The organism is Salimicrobium album (assembly GCF_900107115.1).
Lineage (GTDB): Bacteria > Bacillota > Bacilli > Bacillales > Halobacillaceae > Salimicrobium > Salimicrobium album.
In genome coordinates, this window is sequence record NZ_FNOS01000004.1 from 135,878 (window position 1) to 152,191 (window position 16,314).

The following is a 16,314-nucleotide window of genomic DNA, read 5'->3' on the forward strand; positions in this document are numbered from 1 at the left end:
TACAATGGACTGGAAGAAGGAACTGAACAGATGGAAAGAGGAAGAAAATATAGATGGATCGCTGAAAGAACAGCTGGAACTTCTCGATGAAGCCGAGCTGGAAGATGCATTCTACAAAGAGCTGGAGTTCGGTACCGGAGGGATGAGAGGGAAACTCGGTCCCGGCACGAACCGGATGAACGTTTATACGGTCCGGAAAGCGGCGAAAGGGCTGGCAGAATACGTAAAGAATAAAAAAGGTGACAGTATCGTCATCGCCTATGATTCCAGATACCTCTCCGAAACGTTTGCGGTGGAAACAGCACGGGTGGCCGGAGCTGAAGGTGTGAAAGCCTACGTCTTCTCCTCGCTCAGACCCACTCCCGAACTGTCTTTTGCCGTCCGTCATCTGGGAGCGGATGCAGGTGTTGTCATTACTGCGAGTCACAATCCTCCGGAGTATAACGGGTTCAAAGTATACAACGAAGACGGGGGACAGCTGCCACCGGCCGAGGCGGAGAAGATGATTACACTCGTTCAGAAGGTCGAGAACGAACTGGAAGTGGACACGGAAGAAGCGGGAACGCTCGAAGAAAAAGGTCTTCTCGCGTGGGTGGATACGGATGTGGATGAAGCTTACCTGGAAGCTGTGCAGGGCATCCGTCTGTCGGATGATATAGATAAAGATATGTCGATCATTTTCACACCGCTGCACGGTACTGCGCATCCTCTCGTTACGGACAGCCTGAAGCGGGCCGGATTTACGAACGTCAGTCTCGTGGAGGCTCAGGCGGAGCCGGACCCTGAATTTTCGACGGTGGCCTCCCCGAACCCGGAAGAAACCCAGGCTTTTACTCTCGCCATGGAAAAGGGCCAAAAGACAGGAGCGGAGCTGCTCATAGCTACGGACCCGGACGCGGATCGTGTGGGGCTGGCCGTGCCGGGAGAGGACGGAGATTACCGTGTGCTGAACGGAAATCAGACGGGCGCTCTTATGCTCGACTACATTCTTTCACAGAACGAAGAGCTTCCGGATAATAAGATCATGATCAAAACGATCGTAACCTCCGAAATGGGAAGAGCTATCGCTTCGAAATACGGAGCCAGGACCCTCGATACACTTACGGGTTTCAAATTCATCGGTGAAAAAATCCGTGAATTTGAGGCCTCGGGAGAAGCGACGTTCGCATTCGGTTATGAAGAAAGTTACGGGTATCTCGTCAGCAGCTTCGTCAGGGACAAGGATGCCGTCCAGGCTTCCCTGATGGGAGCTGAGATGGCGGCTCACTGGAAAAAGAAAGGATACACCCTTCTCGAAGCGCTCGAGGAGCTTTATAAAGAACACGGCTATTATATAGAAGGAATGGACTCCCTCAAACTCGAAGGTCGCGCCGGTACGGAAAAAATTGCGAGAATCGTCGACAGTTTCCGGGAAACGGAGCTTAAAAAGGCGGGAGGTCTCGAGGTTCTGGCCACCGAAGACTACCAGTCGTCCGAACGTATTTTTGCGGATGGTACGAAAGAAACGATCCATCTCCCGAAATCGAACGTCGTGAAGTTTATTCTTGAAGAGGACAGCTGGTTCTGCCTTCGTCCTTCCGGCACGGAGCCGAAACTCAAATGCTACTACGGCGTGAAGTCCCGGGACCGGGAGGAAAGTGAGGAACTGCTTGAAGCATTGCGGGCGGAAGTTTCCGAAAAATGGCATGCAGTAAATTAAAACGCTTTCATTCATCTGGATTTTAAGGTAAAATGAGGTAATATACAGAAAATTCAGAATGAATGGGGTGGGAGTAATGATGCAACTTGAACATTTACAGCCTTATGCGATTATTGAAGACGGGCCGTTTCTTCGGATTATATTCGATCATTCCTATGTCACTCTGAATGTCGATGAAGAAACGTATCAGTTTATCCCCTCGGAGTCCTGTGAAATTTTCCTCAACAAGGATCTGAATAAAGTGCACAACCTTTTCGACGTCTTCACTTTCGAAAGCGGCAAAGAAGTCCTTCACGTCACGGTCATCGATCTGATGCATATGAAGGAATTCCGGAGCGAACTTTACGGAATCATCCATTCCTTTTACGAAAAGCGTACGACGATTCCGGCAGCGGCAGTACAGGAAGTTCTACAGGAGCTGGAAAGGGAGAACATTCTCCGGCTCATCGACCGCGCAATAGACGAAGGGGAAGAGGCGGCTTTTGTGGAACTGACGAACAGATTATCGGAATATGAGGGGAAAGTGGAAGAATAGCGATGGCCTGTATGCATACAATCTCCGGGAGGCACTCTGAACCAGCAGGGTGTCTCTTTTTGTGTTTTTGTTCTTTTAAAAGAATGAAAGTAGTTTATAATGTAAAAGTTTATAAATGAACGCAAAAAAGAGAAATAATGAGTAAAACGTTTGAAAAATAACGGAAACGACGGGATTCGGCTCTTTCTATTTTCCTTCCGAGAGCATATACTGAAAATATAAATTCGTTATAAAGAACAAATTGAATGGAGGATGGAATATGTGACGACTATCGGGGAAAGGATTCGCGTGCTCAGACTCGGCAGAGGGCTTTCAGTGAGTGAACTGGCCAAACGTTCCGGGGTTTCGAAATCATATATCAGTAATATTGAACGCGGCGTGCAGAAGAACCCTTCCTATATCGTGATGAGCAAGCTGTCCAAATCTCTTCATGTACCTTTGGAAGATTTAATTTCGCGCACCGGTAATTCTTCGGACGAAGAAGCTAAATAACAGGGAGGCCTGCGATCCATGGAGAAGGTGGCACGGGATTGGATAGAGCTGCTGCAGGAAGCCAAAGATCTCGGTTTAACTCTTGAAGAAGTGAAGAGGTTCCTTGAAACCTGTGAGTGAAAGGAGATGCCGATGGGCGGAAAAACTTTTTTCAAAAGAAGCGCGGTCCAGTCGAATATTGTTACACATATTGCTCCCGCCCGTCCCGGATCAGGGCCTCCATTAAGAGATATAACTCCGGTCGTCACATCGTTTTCCCAACTCCGGGTGGTAAAGGGAGCGGGGAGTACTGGTGCAGATATCATGAAGAAAGTAGCCGGAGACTATTCGCCGCTTTCCTACCTTCAGGCGGCGATATGCTATCATCTGCTGAATACTCATCCGGGCATGGAGAGCAATTCAGTGATAGACGAGTCCTATGTCGAAGTGCTCCGGAGCTTCGATCTCTGGCCTTTCGGTGATATCGCAAGAAGCCTCAATCCTCTATTTTTCCGTGACTCCCTGGGTCATCCCGTCGTAGTTTTTTTTACGTATCACCGTGCCGCCAGAGAGACGATAGTGAAACACGTGCACCGCTTCAACCGCGAAGGCTACAGTTTAAAATACGGAAGCCGGACGTGGGCGGTCCACAACAGAAGTCAGCTGTCGTTGAAAAGGATCAAATAGTCCGGGTGGCCGGATTGGAATAATAGAAAAAGGTTCTGCTCCCGTCGAGACAGGAACAGAACCTTTTTCTATTACACTTCTTCTTTTTCCAGAATGAGATAATTCATATCTTTCTCAGCTATATCGTTATAACGTTTCTGATTGGCAAAGTAGAAGACGATACCAAGCAGAATCCATACTCCGAGAGCTATATAAGATTCCCGGCCGAGCGACGAAGGCATCGGTGGGAACAGAAGCAGTACAAGAAAGCCGATGGAGCTGATCAGTCCGAGCAGGGAAAAGACCTTCCTTACCGGAGATACGAGAGCTTTCGGATTTTTCTTTTTGCCGCTTTCCGACCAGGCGAAATATTTATAAGCGGTAGCCGTACAGAAAAAGTAGGCGATCGCGACACCTGTCGAGGACATATCCACTACCCACAGCAGTGCTTCACGGCCGAACCACGGAGCAATCAGGCAGATAAGCATAGTGAAAGCGACACCGACATAAGGGGTGTTATATTTCGGGTGCAGCTTGCGGAATACATTCGGTAAAATGCGGGCCCGGCCCATGGCGAAAGTAAGACGGCTCGATGAAATCATGAAACCGTTCAGACCTGTGAAAATACCCATGGAAACAGCGGCTGCAATGATGAAGACGCCGAGACGTCCCATATAGCTTTCGATGGCGTGACCGACACCCCACTCGATATTCTGAGCGTTGATGACGTTGTTAAGTTCCTGCCACGGCATAGTGCTGGCGGTGATCAGAATCATCGCCGAGTAGGCAAGACCGGCTGCCAGAAGCGACCAGATAATGAGAGCGAATGCTTTCTTCGGACTGAAGTCGAATTCTTCCGCCGCCTGAGGGATGTTGTCGAAACCGACGTAGGCGAACGGAGCGAGAGCAAGAATGGTCAGAATCGAGACGATCATGGACTGATCAGGCTTGAAAGCCGGTGTGGCATTCGATAGCGAAGGCCCGTCCGTAAAAACGGCTCCGAGACCGAGCAGCACAATCCCCGTAATCAGCACCATAGCGAATATGAATTGCACGTTTCCTGAAAATTTGGCGCCGCGTATGTTCATAAGACCGAAAATAATGATGGCAAGACTCGATAACAGAATCTGCATAATCGACACGTCATATCCGGCCACCGTATACAAAGTACCTATCGTCATGAAGTCCGGAAACAGGAACTTGGCCAGAAGTGACAGAGCCGAGGCGTTCAGAGCTACGATACACATATATCCGAGCGTAAGAAACCAGCCGGCGAGAAATGCGAATTTTCTCCCGAATCCTATGTAGGCGTATGCGAATTCCCCGCCTGTAACCGGGAACTTTTCAATAAGATATCCGTAACTTACTCCGATAACCATCATAAGGATGGCACCCAGCAGAATACCTATGATTACCCCGAGCGGTCCGGCATCACCCATCCAGTCCGGCGGCAGGATGAACGCCCCCCAGCCGATAGCCGAGCCGAATGCAATCGCCCAGACCCAGTGAGGCTTCAGTGATCTTTCTAATTTCTTCCTGTCTTCTTCTATACCCATAAGGTTAAAATCCTCCTAGAAACTTTTCCCAGCGAGACACAGCCGGGTTTATTTAACCATCATACCTCATTGTAAACAAAGTTAAACAAATGAAAAGTGATTTCTGAATGTTTTTTAAATCGAAGGAAGGGCTCAATGCTTTTCCGGACGGGACCGGGGCAGTGTGAGAAACTGGGGCGAAATGTTTATTATTCCAGAAACCTTTTCTTCCGGAAGCAGCTATGTGATATAATCTTTGTAGTTTGTGAAAAAAGTAATTTGTTACGTATATCATCAAAGATGTAAGAGATAGATATAAAGAGGAGGATCTCCATGGAGTATCAGGCGTTGTTAGTCTGTTTTATCGCGGCGATAATAGTGACACCGCTGGTAAAAAAACTGGCTGTTTATATAGGGGCCACCGATAAACCGGACCCGAGAAAGGTCCATAAAGTACTGATGCCGCGTCTCGGCGGTCTGGCCATCTTTATCAGCTTCATTATCGGATACTTCCTGTTCATGCCTCCGACCCCTATTTTCTGGCCCGTTTTGTTCGGAGCTGCGATCATTATCATCACCGGGGTGTGGGACGATCTTCGGGAACTGTCGGCGAAGTGGAAGCTGGCAGGGCAGATTCTCGCTGCGGCCGTCGTCGTATATGCCGGAGAGGGCGTCGTCGTAACGTTCGTCAATATCCCGTTTACGGATAATACGCTCGAGTTCGGTATGTTCAGTGAGATCATTACGATGATCTGGATTATCGCCATCACTAACGCCATCAATCTCATCGACGGGCTGGACGGCCTTGCTGCCGGAGTGTCGTCCATCGCACTTCTTACCATTTCCGGGATGGCGATTACGATGGGGAACGTGTTCGTCGTATTCGCAGGGCTGATGATGCTCGGAAGTACGGTCGGATTCCTTATCTACAACTTCTACCCGGCAAAGATATTTATGGGAGATACGGGAGCGCTGTTCCTCGGTTTCATGATCAGTGTACTTTCCCTGCTCGGGTTCAAAAACGTCACTTTGTTTTCGTTTGTCATTCCGGTGATCATACTCGGTGTGCCGATATCCGACACGGTATTCGCCATCGTCCGCCGGAAGCTGCAGAACAGGCCGATGTCAGCTCCGGACAAGTCCCACCTGCACCATAATCTGCTGAACCTCGGCTACAGTCATCCGGAAACGGTACTGGTCATCTATACGATAAGTGCGCTTTTCAGCCTGGCTGCCGTCGTGTTTTCGCAGGCGACGCTGTACGGTGCACTGCTGGTTATCGGTTTTCTCATTCTGATGCTTGAGCTGCTGGTGGAGTTCACCGGGTTGATCGGCAAAGACTATCGGCCGATTTTGAATCTGTTCAAAAATCAGCGTTCAAAAAAATAGAATAACTGTTAAAAGCCCCCGCTGGAAACCGGATGATAATCTCCGTTTTTCAGGGGGGCTTTTATGCACGAATACCGGCATGGGAATACCGCGGGCACGTCGTTATCAGCCGGGTGGCTCTTGTGCCTCGGGTTCCTCCGGGAGTTCAAGGTGGTTGCGCAGCCGGTCTTTCGTTTTTTCAAGACTTTCTTCGTCCGTCATGAAGTACCACGCACCGTTACTGGCGTACCCGCCTTCTCCGTCCAGCTGCATCGTTTTGAAATCGAATCCGTCTTCCTTGAGAAAGTAGTCTTTGAACGCAATCATCTGATCGAACGTCATGTTGGTCGTCAGGTCTTCCCCGACCGCATCGATGATATTGTCGTAGTTTCTGAAAGAGCTGAACGAATTCATTTCTCTCGCAATCGCTTTGATCAGTTCCATCTGTCTCTGTCCCCGGGCGAGGTCACTGTCGAGCTTTCTCGTACGGGCCAGCGCCAGCGCTTCTTCCCCGTTAAGCAGCTGTCTTCCTTCCTCAAGTTCGATAGCGCCGTCCTTTCCTTCGGAGTTCTGCTCCTCGAGATCGTAAGGAACTTCGTATTTGATTCCGCCGACGGCGTTCACTACTTCTATAAAAGCGCTGAAATTGAACCGGGCGTAATAGTCGACCGGGATATCGAGAAGACCTTCGACCGTTTCCACCGTGGAGTCGATTCCGCCGTAAGCGTGCGCGTGGGTAATTTTATCTTTGCGGTCCACTTCCGGGATGTAGGTATAGGTGTCTCTCGGGATACTGAGAAGTCGTACGGATTTTTCGTCGTTGTTGAAGGTCGCGAGAATGAGGGCGTCGGAGAGGCTGCTCCGGTCCTCGTTCTTCTCAAGCCGGGCTGCACTAGCATCGACTCCGACGAACAGGACGGAGAGATTGTCTTCTCCGGGGGTGACGGCGGTGGTCCGTTTGTCCGACTTGCCGCCGCGTCCGAGTTCTTCGTGGGAATCCTCCGCAGACTCACGGACTTTATCCGTCAGGTAAGCGCCGTACCCCGCTGCGGCTCCGATGGCCAGCAGCAGGACTGCCGCGAGGATCCAGAGGGTCGGTTTCAACCATGTTTTCATATAGTTACTCCTTCGATCCGTCATTAGAGAGTACGGACTCCATGTAGGAAAGTTCGCCCTCTGCTACTGTGGCCTGGGCGTTCGTGACGTCCGCTGTCCACTGGTGGAATTCTTCCTCTTTTCCATGAGGGGCATACAGTACGAGTTCCGCTTTTTCCATATAGTTGATGGTTTTCAAAGGATAGTCCGACTGTCGCACCTGGTTCTCCATCTTCCCGAGGAGAGAGTAGTCGATGGTGACGTGCATCTCCCTCATCAGCCGGCGTTCCACGATGCCCGTTTCCTCGATCGCTTCCGAAACGGCACCGGAGTATGCGCGGATGAGGCCGCCGGCTCCGAGTTTTATCCCTCCGAAATACCGGGTGACGACGGTCGCCGTATCTTTCAATCCCCGTTTTTTCAACACTTCAAGCATCGGGACGCCGGCTGTACCACTCGGCTCTCCATCGTCGTTCGCTTTCTGGAGGAGGTCGTGCTCGCCGATCATGTAGGCGGAACAGTTGTGCGTTGCGTCCTTATGCTTCTTTTTGATTTCCGAAATGAACTGCTGTGCTTCCTCTTCCGTTTCGCACCTGCGTATATGGGCGATAAAACGGGACTTCTGGATAACTAGTTCTTTTTCTCCTTCATAATTTACCGTATAATAAGTATTTAACATATCGATGTCTGCCTCCTGGGTTTTCATTATATACAGGAACAGCCATATCAGCAAATGACGGAAATAGATAAGGAATGACTTTTCACCCCCATAGAAGGACGTAGGCAGAACGAATGATATGAACAGGCATGGATGGAGGTCGTTTGAATGACAGACGTTTCGCCCGCTGAAAAGTCTCTGGATTCGATCATACAGGAAATGGTCGATCACGTTTCGATCAGTAAAGATGAAGTGTTCACCATCAGCGAGAAATCCCGGAAAGAACATGAAAGTCTGGAAGAGGAGCTCGTTGACCTGAAAGCCCGCATTTCCTCCTTCATCGAAGAAGAGGAAAAGCTTGAGGAGAAAGTGAAAGGATCAAGGAAGAGGCTCGCCCGGATGAGTAAACAGTTCAATGACTACTCCGAAGCGGAAATACGGGAAATGTACGAAGAGACACACCGGCTGCAGACGGAGCTCACTGTGACGGGCGAGAAAGAGAAGCAGCTGAGGGAGCGGAGAGATGATATTGAACGTCGGCTCCGGGACCTGGGGGAAACGATCGAGAAAGCGGAGAATCTCGCCGGAAAAATATCGGTCGTCCTCAATTATCTGAACGAAGATTTCCGTGAAGTGAGCGAAGTGCTGCAGGATGCCAGGCAGAAGCAGGAGTTCGGACTCAGAATCATCGAAGCGCAGGAGGAAGAACGCCGCCGTCTTTCCCGGGAAATACATGACGGACCGGCACAAATGCTTGCCAACGTCCTGCTCCGGTCCGACCTCGTGGAGCGCACGTTCCGGGAGCGTTCTCCGGAGGAGGCTATTCTGGAGATGCGCAGCGTGAAGAAAATGGTGCGCTCGTCCCTTTATGAAGTGCGCCGCATCATCTATGACCTCCGTCCTATGGCACTCGATGATCTCGGAATCCTGCCGGCCCTCCGGAAGTATTTGTCGACAGCTGCCGATTATCACGGACTGGCCATACGTTTCCAGCCTTTCGGCAAAGAGCGGAGACTCGATCCGCAGTATGAAGTCGCCATGTTCCGTCTCATCCAGGAAGCGCTGCAGAATGCGGTGAAGCATGCAGGGGCGAGCCGGGTGGACGTGAAAGTCGAACTCACCTGGCGCACGATTATGATCATCGTGGAAGATGACGGCAGCGGTTTCGACGTGGAAGAGAAGAAGCAGACTTCCTTCGGGCTGATGGGTATGAGTGAACGAATCGATATGCTGGACGGCGAGCTTAACATCACCTCTGTCCCGGATGCCGGAACGAAAGTAACGATTAAATTACCGATAAAGAAAGATATATAGCATAAAATTTTCAAAAAAGGGAATATAATTCTTAAAAAGTGATTACCAAGTACGAAGAGCACAGGAGGAAAACAGATGTCTACAAAAATTTTACTGGTTGATGACCACAAATTGTTCAGGGAAGGTGTCCGGCGTATCCTCGAATTCGAAGAAGACTTCGAGGTGGTCGGAGAAGGGGACGACGGCACGGTGGCGATCGATCTTATTACGGAACATCAGCCGGATGTTGTACTGATGGACATCAATATGCCGAAAAGAAACGGAATCGAAACGACGGCGGAGGTGACGGAGCGTTTTCCGGAACTGAAAGTCATCATCCTTTCCATACATGACGATGAGAACTACGTGACGCACGCACTGAAAACAGGAGCTCAGGGGTACCTGCTTAAGGAGATGGATTCGGAATCTCTGATCGAAGCGATCCGGGTCGTGTCGGGAGGCGGATCTTACCTCCACCCGAAAATCACCCACAATCTTGTGAAAGAGTACCGCCGGCTTTCCGACGGGACGAGTGATTTCGCCTATAAAGCCGTCGAGTACCGTAAACCTCTGCACCTTCTGACCCGCAGGGAATGTGAGGTACTGCAGCTGCTCGCCGACGGGAACTCGAACAAAGGCGTGGCGGAATCCCTTTATATCAGTGAGAAGACAGTGAAGAACCACGTTTCGAACATATTGACGAAGATGAACGTAAATGACCGGACGCAGGCGGTTGTTACCGCCATCAAGAACGGCTGGGTGGAAGTTTTATAGTCATATATCTCTGACAGCCGCATATGTACCGGAGTTTTTATGAAAAGCAGAAGGGCGGACCCGGTTCCGTCCTTTTTTTGTATGTGAAAAGAAGTTCGCGAATGTCGGAATTAAAGCTGAAATCCGTCCCGAAGTACGGTAGAATGAACGTAAGGTATTCAGGAAAGGGAGATTCAATGAAAACTGCGGTTCTCACTGACAGCACAGCTTACATATCAGCACAAATGAGAGAAGAATCCGATATTCATATGGTACCTCTGAACGTCATTTTCGGAGAAGAAGCGTATCGTGAGGAAATCGACCTTACGGCGGATGAGTTCTATTCGAAAGTGAAAGAGGCGAAAGAATTGCCGAAAACCTCCCAGCCTTCCGTCGGGACGATACTCGAGAAGCTGGAGGAACTGAAGGAAGAGTATGATGAAGTCGTCGCCATTACGCTTTCAAGCGGAATCAGCGGGACTTACCAGTCCATGCGTTCGGCAGGGGAGATGGCTGAAGGAATCGAACTTCACCTGTTCGATTCGGAAATAAGCTGCCTCATGCAGGGATATTATGCGCTTGAAGCGGCAAAACTCGCAGCGGGCGGGGAGGATGCAGAGAAAATAATAGCCCGCCTGGAAGAGATGAAGGAAACGATGCGTGCGTATTTCATCGTAGACGACCTTAATCACCTGGCCCGCGGCGGGAGGCTGCACGGCTCCCAGGCATTCATCGGCAGCATGCTGCAGGTGAAACCGATTCTGCACTTCGTCGATACGAAGATCGTCCCGTTCGAAAAGATCCGTACGTATAAAAAAGCACGGAAACGTACGCTCACGCTTTTTGACGAAGATGCTTCCGGCGGAGAGAAAATCCGTGCGGCCGTCATCCATGCCAACCGTCCGGAGGAAGCGGAGCTGTGGAAAGAGGAGATCGAGAAACAGTATCCCAACGTCGCGGTGTCCGTCAGTTATTTCGGCCCGGTCATCGGCACCCACCTCGGAGAAGGAGCTCTCGGCCTCGGCTGGTATAAAGAATAACCGTATTTATAAAACGACATAAACGATTGTTTCAGCGCCTTTCCCCCGAAGGCGCTTTTTTACTACCGTTACGTACAAACAAAGGGGGATTTACATGTTCAGCGGCCAATGGCTCCTAAAACAGGAACTACCGGATTATATCGATCCGTCCACACTCCCGGCTCACCCGGGTATTATCCGCAGGCAGTGCCAGCGCTGCGGTAATAAAGCACGGTACAAGTTTGCGCGTTTCCCGCATGCGGCGTGCGGGAAGAAGTGCCTCTATTGCCGCAACTGCATCCTGATGGGACGTGTTGCGTCCTGCGAAGTCCTGTACGAAATGCCTTCCTCGGTGCAGCTGCCGATTCCGGATACTCTGAAGTGGGAAGGGGCCCTCACCCGTCACCAGCAGCATGCGGCAGACGAAATAAAGAATACTGTCATAAGAAGAGGGCAGCTGCTCGTCCACGCCGTCTGCGGCGCCGGAAAAACCGAAATGATCTTCCCCGGCATCGAAGCGGCACTCGCCCGGGGAGAGCGGGTATGTATCGCCACACCGCGGGCTGACGTCGTTCGGGAGCTGTACCCCCGCCTCCGGCAAGCGTTCCCCGGCGTACCGGCCGCCGCTTTATATGGCGGCCACTCCGCTCAGGTCACCTACACTCCTGTCGTTTTAAGTACGACCCATCAGCTCTATCGTTACAAACAGGCTTTCGACGTCCTTTTCATCGATGAAGTGGACGCTTTCCCCTACCACAACGACCCTTCCCTCCAACGGGCTGCCCGGGAGGCAGCGAAACCGGATGCCGCTATCATTCACCTGACAGCGACGCCGGGGAGAAAACAGAAAAATATTCCGAAAGTATTCGTGCCGGTACGCTACCACGGGCACCCGCTGCCGGTACCCATGTTCCACTTATTTCCCCGCATCCGAAAGAAACTTCCGCACATCGAAGCAGGAGACCGTCAGCTGCTTATATTCGCTCCCACGATTTCAAGGGCCGAGGAAATCGCGGCTGAACTCTGTGTTCCTCACGTCCACTCGGACACACCGGAACGCGAAGAGGTGATCGACGCCTTCCGTAACTGTAAGATCCACACACTTGTGACGACGACGATTCTCGAACGCGGCGTGACTTTTCCGTCGGTGGACGTGTACGTCATCGATGCCGGTCATGACGTGTTCGACGAAGCGGCTCTCGTACAGATTGCGGGGCGTGCGGGCAGAAGCTCCGATGACCCGGACGGAGACGTGCGCTTTTATATGGAAGGGAAGACCGATGCTGTTATAGCAGCACGGGATGCGATTAAAAAGATGAATAAAAGGGGATACAATACATGAAGTGTGTCTACTGCTTTCAGCCGGTTCATCCGAAAACGGACTGGCGAAATGCTTTCCTCCCCGGTCGGCCGTCACGTTTATGCGAGGAGTGTATGAACGGTTTTGAAGTCATCACGGAAGGGTGTCCGCGCTGCTGCAACCCGCGCTACAGCGAAACGTGTCCCGACTGCCGGCATGACTCTGCGCTCCTCTCGAACACCTCCCTTCTTTTCTACAACGATTTTGCGAAAGAGTGGATGGCCCGATTCAAATATCGCGGGGACTATGAGCTGATTGCTTCGATGTCCGTCTTCCTTCCTTACTTTGTGAGAGGGAAAGCTGTGCCGGTGCCGCTCAGTGATGTACGTGTCGAAGAACGGGGTTTCAATCAGGCAGAAGCGATCACCGAACTTCTGATGAAGAGACCGCGGCCGTACCTGAAACGGTCCCACTCCGAAAAACAGGCGAAGAAATCGAAACAGGAACGGGAAAGAGGCGCCAATCCTTTTCTTCCCGTACAGCAAGTGCGGGGGAATCTGCTTTTGATCGATGATATCTATACGACGGGCACGACGATGAAGCAGGCGGCAGCCGTACTGAAAGAAAACGGAGCCGATTCCGTCCGGGGCTTAACGCTTTTCCATTCCTGACGATAATAGAAGAAAGACGTACAGGGAGTGGAATATATGGCAGAACCGGCGAATTGTTCGCGATGCGGCGGACTTTTTATGAAACGAACGCATACGTTCTGTGAGACGTGCCGCAACCGCGAAGAGCTGGACTACCGCGCCGTTTACAAATTTCTGCGTGAGCGGGAAAACAGAGCAGCGACCGCCGATGTGATCGCGGAGGCCACAGGAGTTGAAGAAAAGCAGATCCGTAAGTTCGTAAAAGACAGGCGGCTGCACCCGATGAACTTCCCCGGTCTGTCGTACGCGTGCGAGCGGTGCGGGGGAGCGATCCGGCAGGGACGGCTGTGCGCCTCGTGCAGCAAGGAACTGAACGAGGCTCTTGCTAAGATCGACAGAAATGAAAAAGCACGCGAAAATCGGAACCACCGGGAAGAGGAGCCTGAGATCATCCGGAGTTCCTACTACTCGATAGATCGTAAAAAGCGGTGATTTCCGCTTAACTTTCTCATGATTTTGCCGATATAATAAAGAAGAAGGCTACGGAATGAACAGAAAAGAGGTGAGTCGGATGAGAATCAACGGAACGAATCAGACGAATTGGAACCCGTATCAAAAACAGGCGCAACAGCAGAAACAGGTGCAGGCGCAGCCGAATCAGGACAGGCTGGAAATCTCCGATGCCGCCAAGTCGATGCAGGAGGCGGGGAAACTTCCGGAAGCCCGTAAGGAACGTCTTGAGGAACTGAAGCTGCAGGTGGAGAACGGTACGTACAAAGCGGACCCTTCTGTCATTGCCAGAAAAATGATCAATTTCTTCTCTGAAGGAGAATAAAGGAGCCGTACGTTATGATCGAACCGATAATATCCGACATGAAGCGTCTCGTAAAGCTGCACAGAAGTCTGCTTTACGTCTCGAAGGAAAAGACGGAGGCGCTGAAGGCGAACGATACGCCGAAGCTCCGGCAGCTGGACCTTGAGGAGAAGAAGCATATCCAGGCGGTTCAGAAAGTGGAAAAAGGGCGGCAGGAGCACGTAAACGACTGGTACGCCCGGCAGGGGACGGAAGATCAGCAGACGATCAGCGATATGCTGACGCACCTGGAAGGGGAGGAACACGAGCAGCTGAATGAAGAGTATGAGGCGATGATCCTCGTACTGGCCGACCTTAAACATCAGGAGCGGCTGAACGGGGAACTGACGAAACAGTCGCTGCAGTTCATCAATCTCTCACTCGACCTTCTTAAGCCCGAACTCGCGAATCTGAATTACGGCAGCGAAGAGAAACCGGCGCACTCGAACAGGTCCATCTTCGATTCGAAGGCGTAAGGAAAAGAGGAATAACTATGATGTCCACCTTTCATGGACTGGAAGTAGCCAAGCGCGGACTGTTCACCCAGCAATCCGCGCTTTATACGACCGGTCATAATATATCGAACGCCAACACCGACGGCTACAGTCGGCAGCGCGTCAATATGGAACAGACGGGCGCTTTCCCATCAGGATCCAGGAACCGTCTCGAATTCGCCGGACAGATGGGAAGCGGCGTACAGGCCGGAAGCGTCCAGCGCGTACGTGAAGCTTTTCTTGATGAGCAGTTCCGGTCCGAGGCGAAGAAGCTCGGATATTACGACGCTCTTGAAAACGGACTCGGCAAAATGGAAGACGTTATGAACGAACCGACGGACCAGGGTCTCGCAAAAACGATGGACCGGTTCTGGCAGTCGCTGCAGGATCTTGCGGTGAACCCGGAGGACGCCGGTGCCCGTGCTGTCGTGAAAGAGCGCGGCAAAGCCGTGGCCGAGACGTTCAACTACCTGTCGAATTCGATACAGACGCTGCAGCGGGACGCGAAACGGGAAGCGGACATTACGGTGAAGAATGCCAACTCTATCCTCCAGCAGATCGATCAGCTCAACCGGCAGATCGGCAACGTGGAGCCGCACGGTCAGCTTCCTAACGATCTGTACGATCAGCGCGACCGTCTCATCGACGACCTGTCGGAGATCGTCAGTATAGACGTGTCGTATGAAAAGAGTGCCGCCTCCTCCAAAGACATAGCGGACGGCCTGGCAACGGTGCGTCTTGCCGATGCTCTCGGGCGTCCCCTTGATGGAGCGCCGGCGCTCGTGGATGCAGGCGGCGCCCCGGCGAGCTCGCTTTCCGTGGACTACCGGGAAACGGACGGCCGAATCGCTTTCGACTCTCTCCGCGTGTTGCATTCGGACGGGGAGACCGCGTCTCTCGACTTCCATACATTACCTTCCCCCGGCAAACTGAAAGGTCTCGCCGATCTTGCGGGTACGGTAACGGCCACGCCTCAGAGCAGCGCGGTTATGGTATCGGACGCTTTCCCTGTCAATAAGGAAACAGGCGGAGCGCCATTCCCTGAAGGAACGCTTACCCTTACCGGATCTTTTGTGAACGAAGACGGAGAAGTCGACCAGGGAGAGACGGTGGAAATCGCTTCTTCGGGGAAAGAAACGATGGAAGAAATAGCGGCTCGGATCAGCAAAGAGGAAGGTCTCGAAGCGGAAGTACTTATCCAGGACGGGGAGCAGCGGCTCCTCGTCCGCTCGGAAGCGGCCGGCCGCAGTGCGGCGCTAACCGTTACGGGTGAGGGAGCGGAAGGTGCCGGATTACAAGGGACGGTCGAAGGGAGTAACGAGCAGGAGGGAAGTTACGCTTCCATGCTTGATGATCTCGATAAGCTGGCCACCTCGTTTGCGACGCAGTTCAACGCCGAACATAACGACGCGGAGAGTGCCGGACTGGAAGGGGGACCGTCAGCGACGACGGATTTCTTCTCCTACGGAAACTCCTACCCGGATACAGGCGGTGTGTACAGAGGGCTCGCTTCTGCACTTGATATAACCGGTGTGATTAAGAAGAACGCCGGAATGATCGCAGCGGCCAATTCGACAAGTGTCGGAGACGGGGACAATGCCCGGGACCTCGCTGCCCTCCGGGACAAGGTGGATGGACTTCTCGGCGAAGGGGCGACCGTCAGTACCTTTTACGAAGGGATGATCGGCGGAATGGCTGTGGAGACGCAGGAAGCGGGACGGATGAGCGACAATATACAGACGCTCCGGGATTCCGTCCAGAACCGGCGGTTTTCGGTCAGTCAGGTCTCCCTCGATGAAGAAATGACGAACATGATCAAGTTTCAGCACGCTTACAATGCTTCTTCGAGGAATATAACTGCTATTGATGAAATGCTGGACCGCGTCATTAACCAGATGGGCGTCGTCGGAAGGTAGGGATGAAGA

At 51.9% G+C, this 16,314-nt stretch carries 18 protein-coding genes; 15 read left to right on the forward strand and 3 right to left on the reverse strand.

What is annotated here, in order from left to right; translation table 11 throughout:
• Window positions 1-4 precede the first annotated feature (4 nt).
• The 5 genes from BLU03_RS08635 to BLU03_RS08655 all read left to right on the forward strand — a co-directional run bounded on the left by BLU03_RS08635 (window position 5) and on the right by BLU03_RS08655 (window position 3,392).
• Window positions 5-1,699, forward strand: coding sequence for a phospho-sugar mutase (locus BLU03_RS08635; RefSeq protein ID WP_093107216.1), 1,695 nt, complete (start codon window positions 5-7; stop codon window positions 1,697-1,699).
• A 79-nt stretch (window positions 1,700-1,778) separates the two neighbouring features.
• A complete protein-coding gene (locus tag BLU03_RS08640) occupies window positions 1,779-2,234 on the forward strand; it encodes an IDEAL domain-containing protein (RefSeq protein WP_176765448.1) in 456 nt (151 codons plus the stop codon).
• Window positions 2,235-2,486: 252 nt separating this feature from the next.
• Entirely contained in the window at window positions 2,487-2,726 is a 240-nt protein-coding gene (locus BLU03_RS08645; RefSeq protein WP_234972589.1) for a helix-turn-helix domain-containing protein, read from the forward strand.
• Window positions 2,727-2,744: 18 nt separating this feature from the next.
• Window positions 2,745-2,846 carry a DNA-binding anti-repressor SinI gene (gene sinI / locus BLU03_RS08650; RefSeq protein WP_076570813.1) on the forward strand — a complete coding sequence of 34 codons (102 nt, stop codon included), beginning with the start codon at window positions 2,745-2,747 and terminating at the stop codon, window positions 2,844-2,846.
• A gap of 12 nt (window positions 2,847-2,858) precedes the next feature.
• Entirely contained in the window at window positions 2,859-3,392 is a 534-nt protein-coding gene (locus BLU03_RS08655) for a hypothetical protein (RefSeq protein WP_093107220.1), read from the forward strand.
• A 71-nt stretch (window positions 3,393-3,463) separates the two neighbouring features.
• Here BLU03_RS08655 and BLU03_RS08660 read toward each other — a convergent pair whose 3' ends face one another.
• The gene (locus tag BLU03_RS08660) at window positions 3,464-4,927 is read right to left on the reverse strand and encodes an APC family permease (RefSeq protein ID WP_093107222.1); all 1,464 of its coding nucleotides are present in this window, start codon (window positions 4,925-4,927) and stop codon (window positions 3,464-3,466) included.
• Between the two features lie 312 nt (window positions 4,928-5,239).
• On the opposite strand from BLU03_RS08660, the gene BLU03_RS08665 reads away from it, so the two are divergent.
• A complete protein-coding gene (locus BLU03_RS08665) occupies window positions 5,240-6,295 on the forward strand; it encodes a glycosyltransferase family 4 protein (RefSeq protein WP_076570820.1) in 1,056 nt (351 codons plus the stop codon).
• Window positions 6,296-6,400: 105 nt separating this feature from the next.
• Here the strand turns inward: BLU03_RS08665 and BLU03_RS08670 are convergent, their stop codons facing one another.
• Window positions 6,401-7,390 (reverse strand): LCP family protein, encoded by a 990-nt coding sequence (locus tag BLU03_RS08670; protein WP_008586994.1) that lies wholly within the window; start codon window positions 7,388-7,390, stop codon window positions 6,401-6,403.
• Window positions 7,391-7,394: 4 nt separating this feature from the next.
• The gene (locus BLU03_RS08675; protein ID WP_093107224.1) at window positions 7,395-8,048 is read right to left on the reverse strand and encodes a YigZ family protein; all 654 of its coding nucleotides are present in this window, start codon (window positions 8,046-8,048) and stop codon (window positions 7,395-7,397) included.
• A gap of 147 nt (window positions 8,049-8,195) precedes the next feature.
• On the opposite strand from BLU03_RS08675, the gene BLU03_RS08680 reads away from it, so the two are divergent.
• The 9 genes from BLU03_RS08680 (at window position 8,196) to flgK (ending at window position 16,305) form a co-directional block, all read left to right on the forward strand.
• Window positions 8,196-9,341, forward strand: coding sequence for a sensor histidine kinase (locus BLU03_RS08680; protein ID WP_093107226.1), 1,146 nt, complete (start codon window positions 8,196-8,198; stop codon window positions 9,339-9,341).
• A 75-nt stretch (window positions 9,342-9,416) separates the two neighbouring features.
• Complete coding sequence (locus BLU03_RS08685; protein ID WP_008587000.1) at window positions 9,417-10,094, forward strand: response regulator; 678 nt, start codon at window positions 9,417-9,419, stop codon at window positions 10,092-10,094.
• Between the two features lie 176 nt (window positions 10,095-10,270).
• A complete protein-coding gene (locus BLU03_RS08690; protein WP_093107436.1) occupies window positions 10,271-11,113 on the forward strand; it encodes a DegV family protein in 843 nt (280 codons plus the stop codon).
• A 94-nt stretch (window positions 11,114-11,207) separates the two neighbouring features.
• Window positions 11,208-12,434, forward strand: coding sequence for a DEAD/DEAH box helicase (locus BLU03_RS08695; protein ID WP_093107228.1), 1,227 nt, complete (start codon window positions 11,208-11,210; stop codon window positions 12,432-12,434).
• Between the two features lie 92 nt (window positions 12,435-12,526).
• Entirely contained in the window at window positions 12,527-13,063 is a 537-nt protein-coding gene (locus tag BLU03_RS08700) for a ComF family protein (protein ID WP_176765449.1), read from the forward strand.
• Between the two features lie 36 nt (window positions 13,064-13,099).
• Entirely contained in the window at window positions 13,100-13,534 is a 435-nt protein-coding gene (locus BLU03_RS08705; RefSeq protein WP_008587009.1) for a TIGR03826 family flagellar region protein, read from the forward strand.
• A 55-nt stretch (window positions 13,535-13,589) separates the two neighbouring features.
• Window positions 13,590-13,877 (forward strand): flagellar biosynthesis anti-sigma factor FlgM, encoded by a 288-nt coding sequence (flgM, locus tag BLU03_RS08710; protein ID WP_008587011.1) that lies wholly within the window; start codon window positions 13,590-13,592, stop codon window positions 13,875-13,877.
• 14 nt (window positions 13,878-13,891) lie between these two features.
• Window positions 13,892-14,371 carry a flagellar protein FlgN gene (locus BLU03_RS08715; protein WP_093107232.1) on the forward strand — a complete coding sequence of 160 codons (480 nt, stop codon included), beginning with the start codon at window positions 13,892-13,894 and terminating at the stop codon, window positions 14,369-14,371.
• Window positions 14,372-14,388: 17 nt separating this feature from the next.
• Window positions 14,389-16,305 (forward strand): flagellar hook-associated protein FlgK, encoded by a 1,917-nt coding sequence (gene flgK, locus BLU03_RS08720; protein WP_093107234.1) that lies wholly within the window; start codon window positions 14,389-14,391, stop codon window positions 16,303-16,305.
• Window positions 16,306-16,314 lie beyond the last annotated feature (9 nt).

Bases quoted from the DNA above. Each gene is read 5' to 3' on its own strand.
- BLU03_RS08665 (WP_076570820.1), top strand. From the start codon at position 5,240: ATGGAGTATCAGGCGTTGTTAGTCTGTTTTATCGCGGCGATAATAGTG.
- BLU03_RS08700 (WP_176765449.1), top strand. From the start codon at position 12,527: ATGAACGGTTTTGAAGTCATCACGGAAGGGTGTCCGCGCTGCTGCAAC.
- sinI (WP_076570813.1), top strand. From the start codon at position 2,745: ATGGAGAAGGTGGCACGGGATTGGATAGAGCTGCTGCAGGAAGCCAAA.
- flgM (WP_008587011.1), top strand. From the start codon at position 13,590: ATGAACAGAAAAGAGGTGAGTCGGATGAGAATCAACGGAACGAATCAG.
- BLU03_RS08640 (WP_176765448.1), top strand. From the start codon at position 1,779: ATGCAACTTGAACATTTACAGCCTTATGCGATTATTGAAGACGGGCCG.
- BLU03_RS08680 (WP_093107226.1), top strand. From the start codon at position 8,196: ATGACAGACGTTTCGCCCGCTGAAAAGTCTCTGGATTCGATCATACAG.
- BLU03_RS08715 (WP_093107232.1), top strand. From the start codon at position 13,892: ATGATCGAACCGATAATATCCGACATGAAGCGTCTCGTAAAGCTGCAC.
- BLU03_RS08645 (WP_234972589.1), top strand. From the start codon at position 2,487: ATGGAATATGTGACGACTATCGGGGAAAGGATTCGCGTGCTCAGACTC.
- BLU03_RS08655 (WP_093107220.1), top strand. From the start codon at position 2,859: ATGGGCGGAAAAACTTTTTTCAAAAGAAGCGCGGTCCAGTCGAATATT.
- flgK (WP_093107234.1), top strand. From the start codon at position 14,389: ATGATGTCCACCTTTCATGGACTGGAAGTAGCCAAGCGCGGACTGTTC.
- BLU03_RS08695 (WP_093107228.1), top strand. From the start codon at position 11,208: ATGTTCAGCGGCCAATGGCTCCTAAAACAGGAACTACCGGATTATATC.
- BLU03_RS08705 (WP_008587009.1), top strand. From the start codon at position 13,100: ATGGCAGAACCGGCGAATTGTTCGCGATGCGGCGGACTTTTTATGAAA.
- BLU03_RS08685 (WP_008587000.1), top strand. From the start codon at position 9,417: ATGTCTACAAAAATTTTACTGGTTGATGACCACAAATTGTTCAGGGAA.
- BLU03_RS08675 (WP_093107224.1), bottom strand. From the start codon at position 8,048: ATGTTAAATACTTATTATACGGTAAATTATGAAGGAGAAAAAGAACTA.
- BLU03_RS08690 (WP_093107436.1), top strand. From the start codon at position 10,271: ATGAAAACTGCGGTTCTCACTGACAGCACAGCTTACATATCAGCACAA.
- BLU03_RS08635 (WP_093107216.1), top strand. From the start codon at position 5: ATGGACTGGAAGAAGGAACTGAACAGATGGAAAGAGGAAGAAAATATA.
- BLU03_RS08660 (WP_093107222.1), bottom strand. From the start codon at position 4,927: ATGGGTATAGAAGAAGACAGGAAGAAATTAGAAAGATCACTGAAGCCT.
- BLU03_RS08670 (WP_008586994.1), bottom strand. From the start codon at position 7,390: ATGAAAACATGGTTGAAACCGACCCTCTGGATCCTCGCGGCAGTCCTG.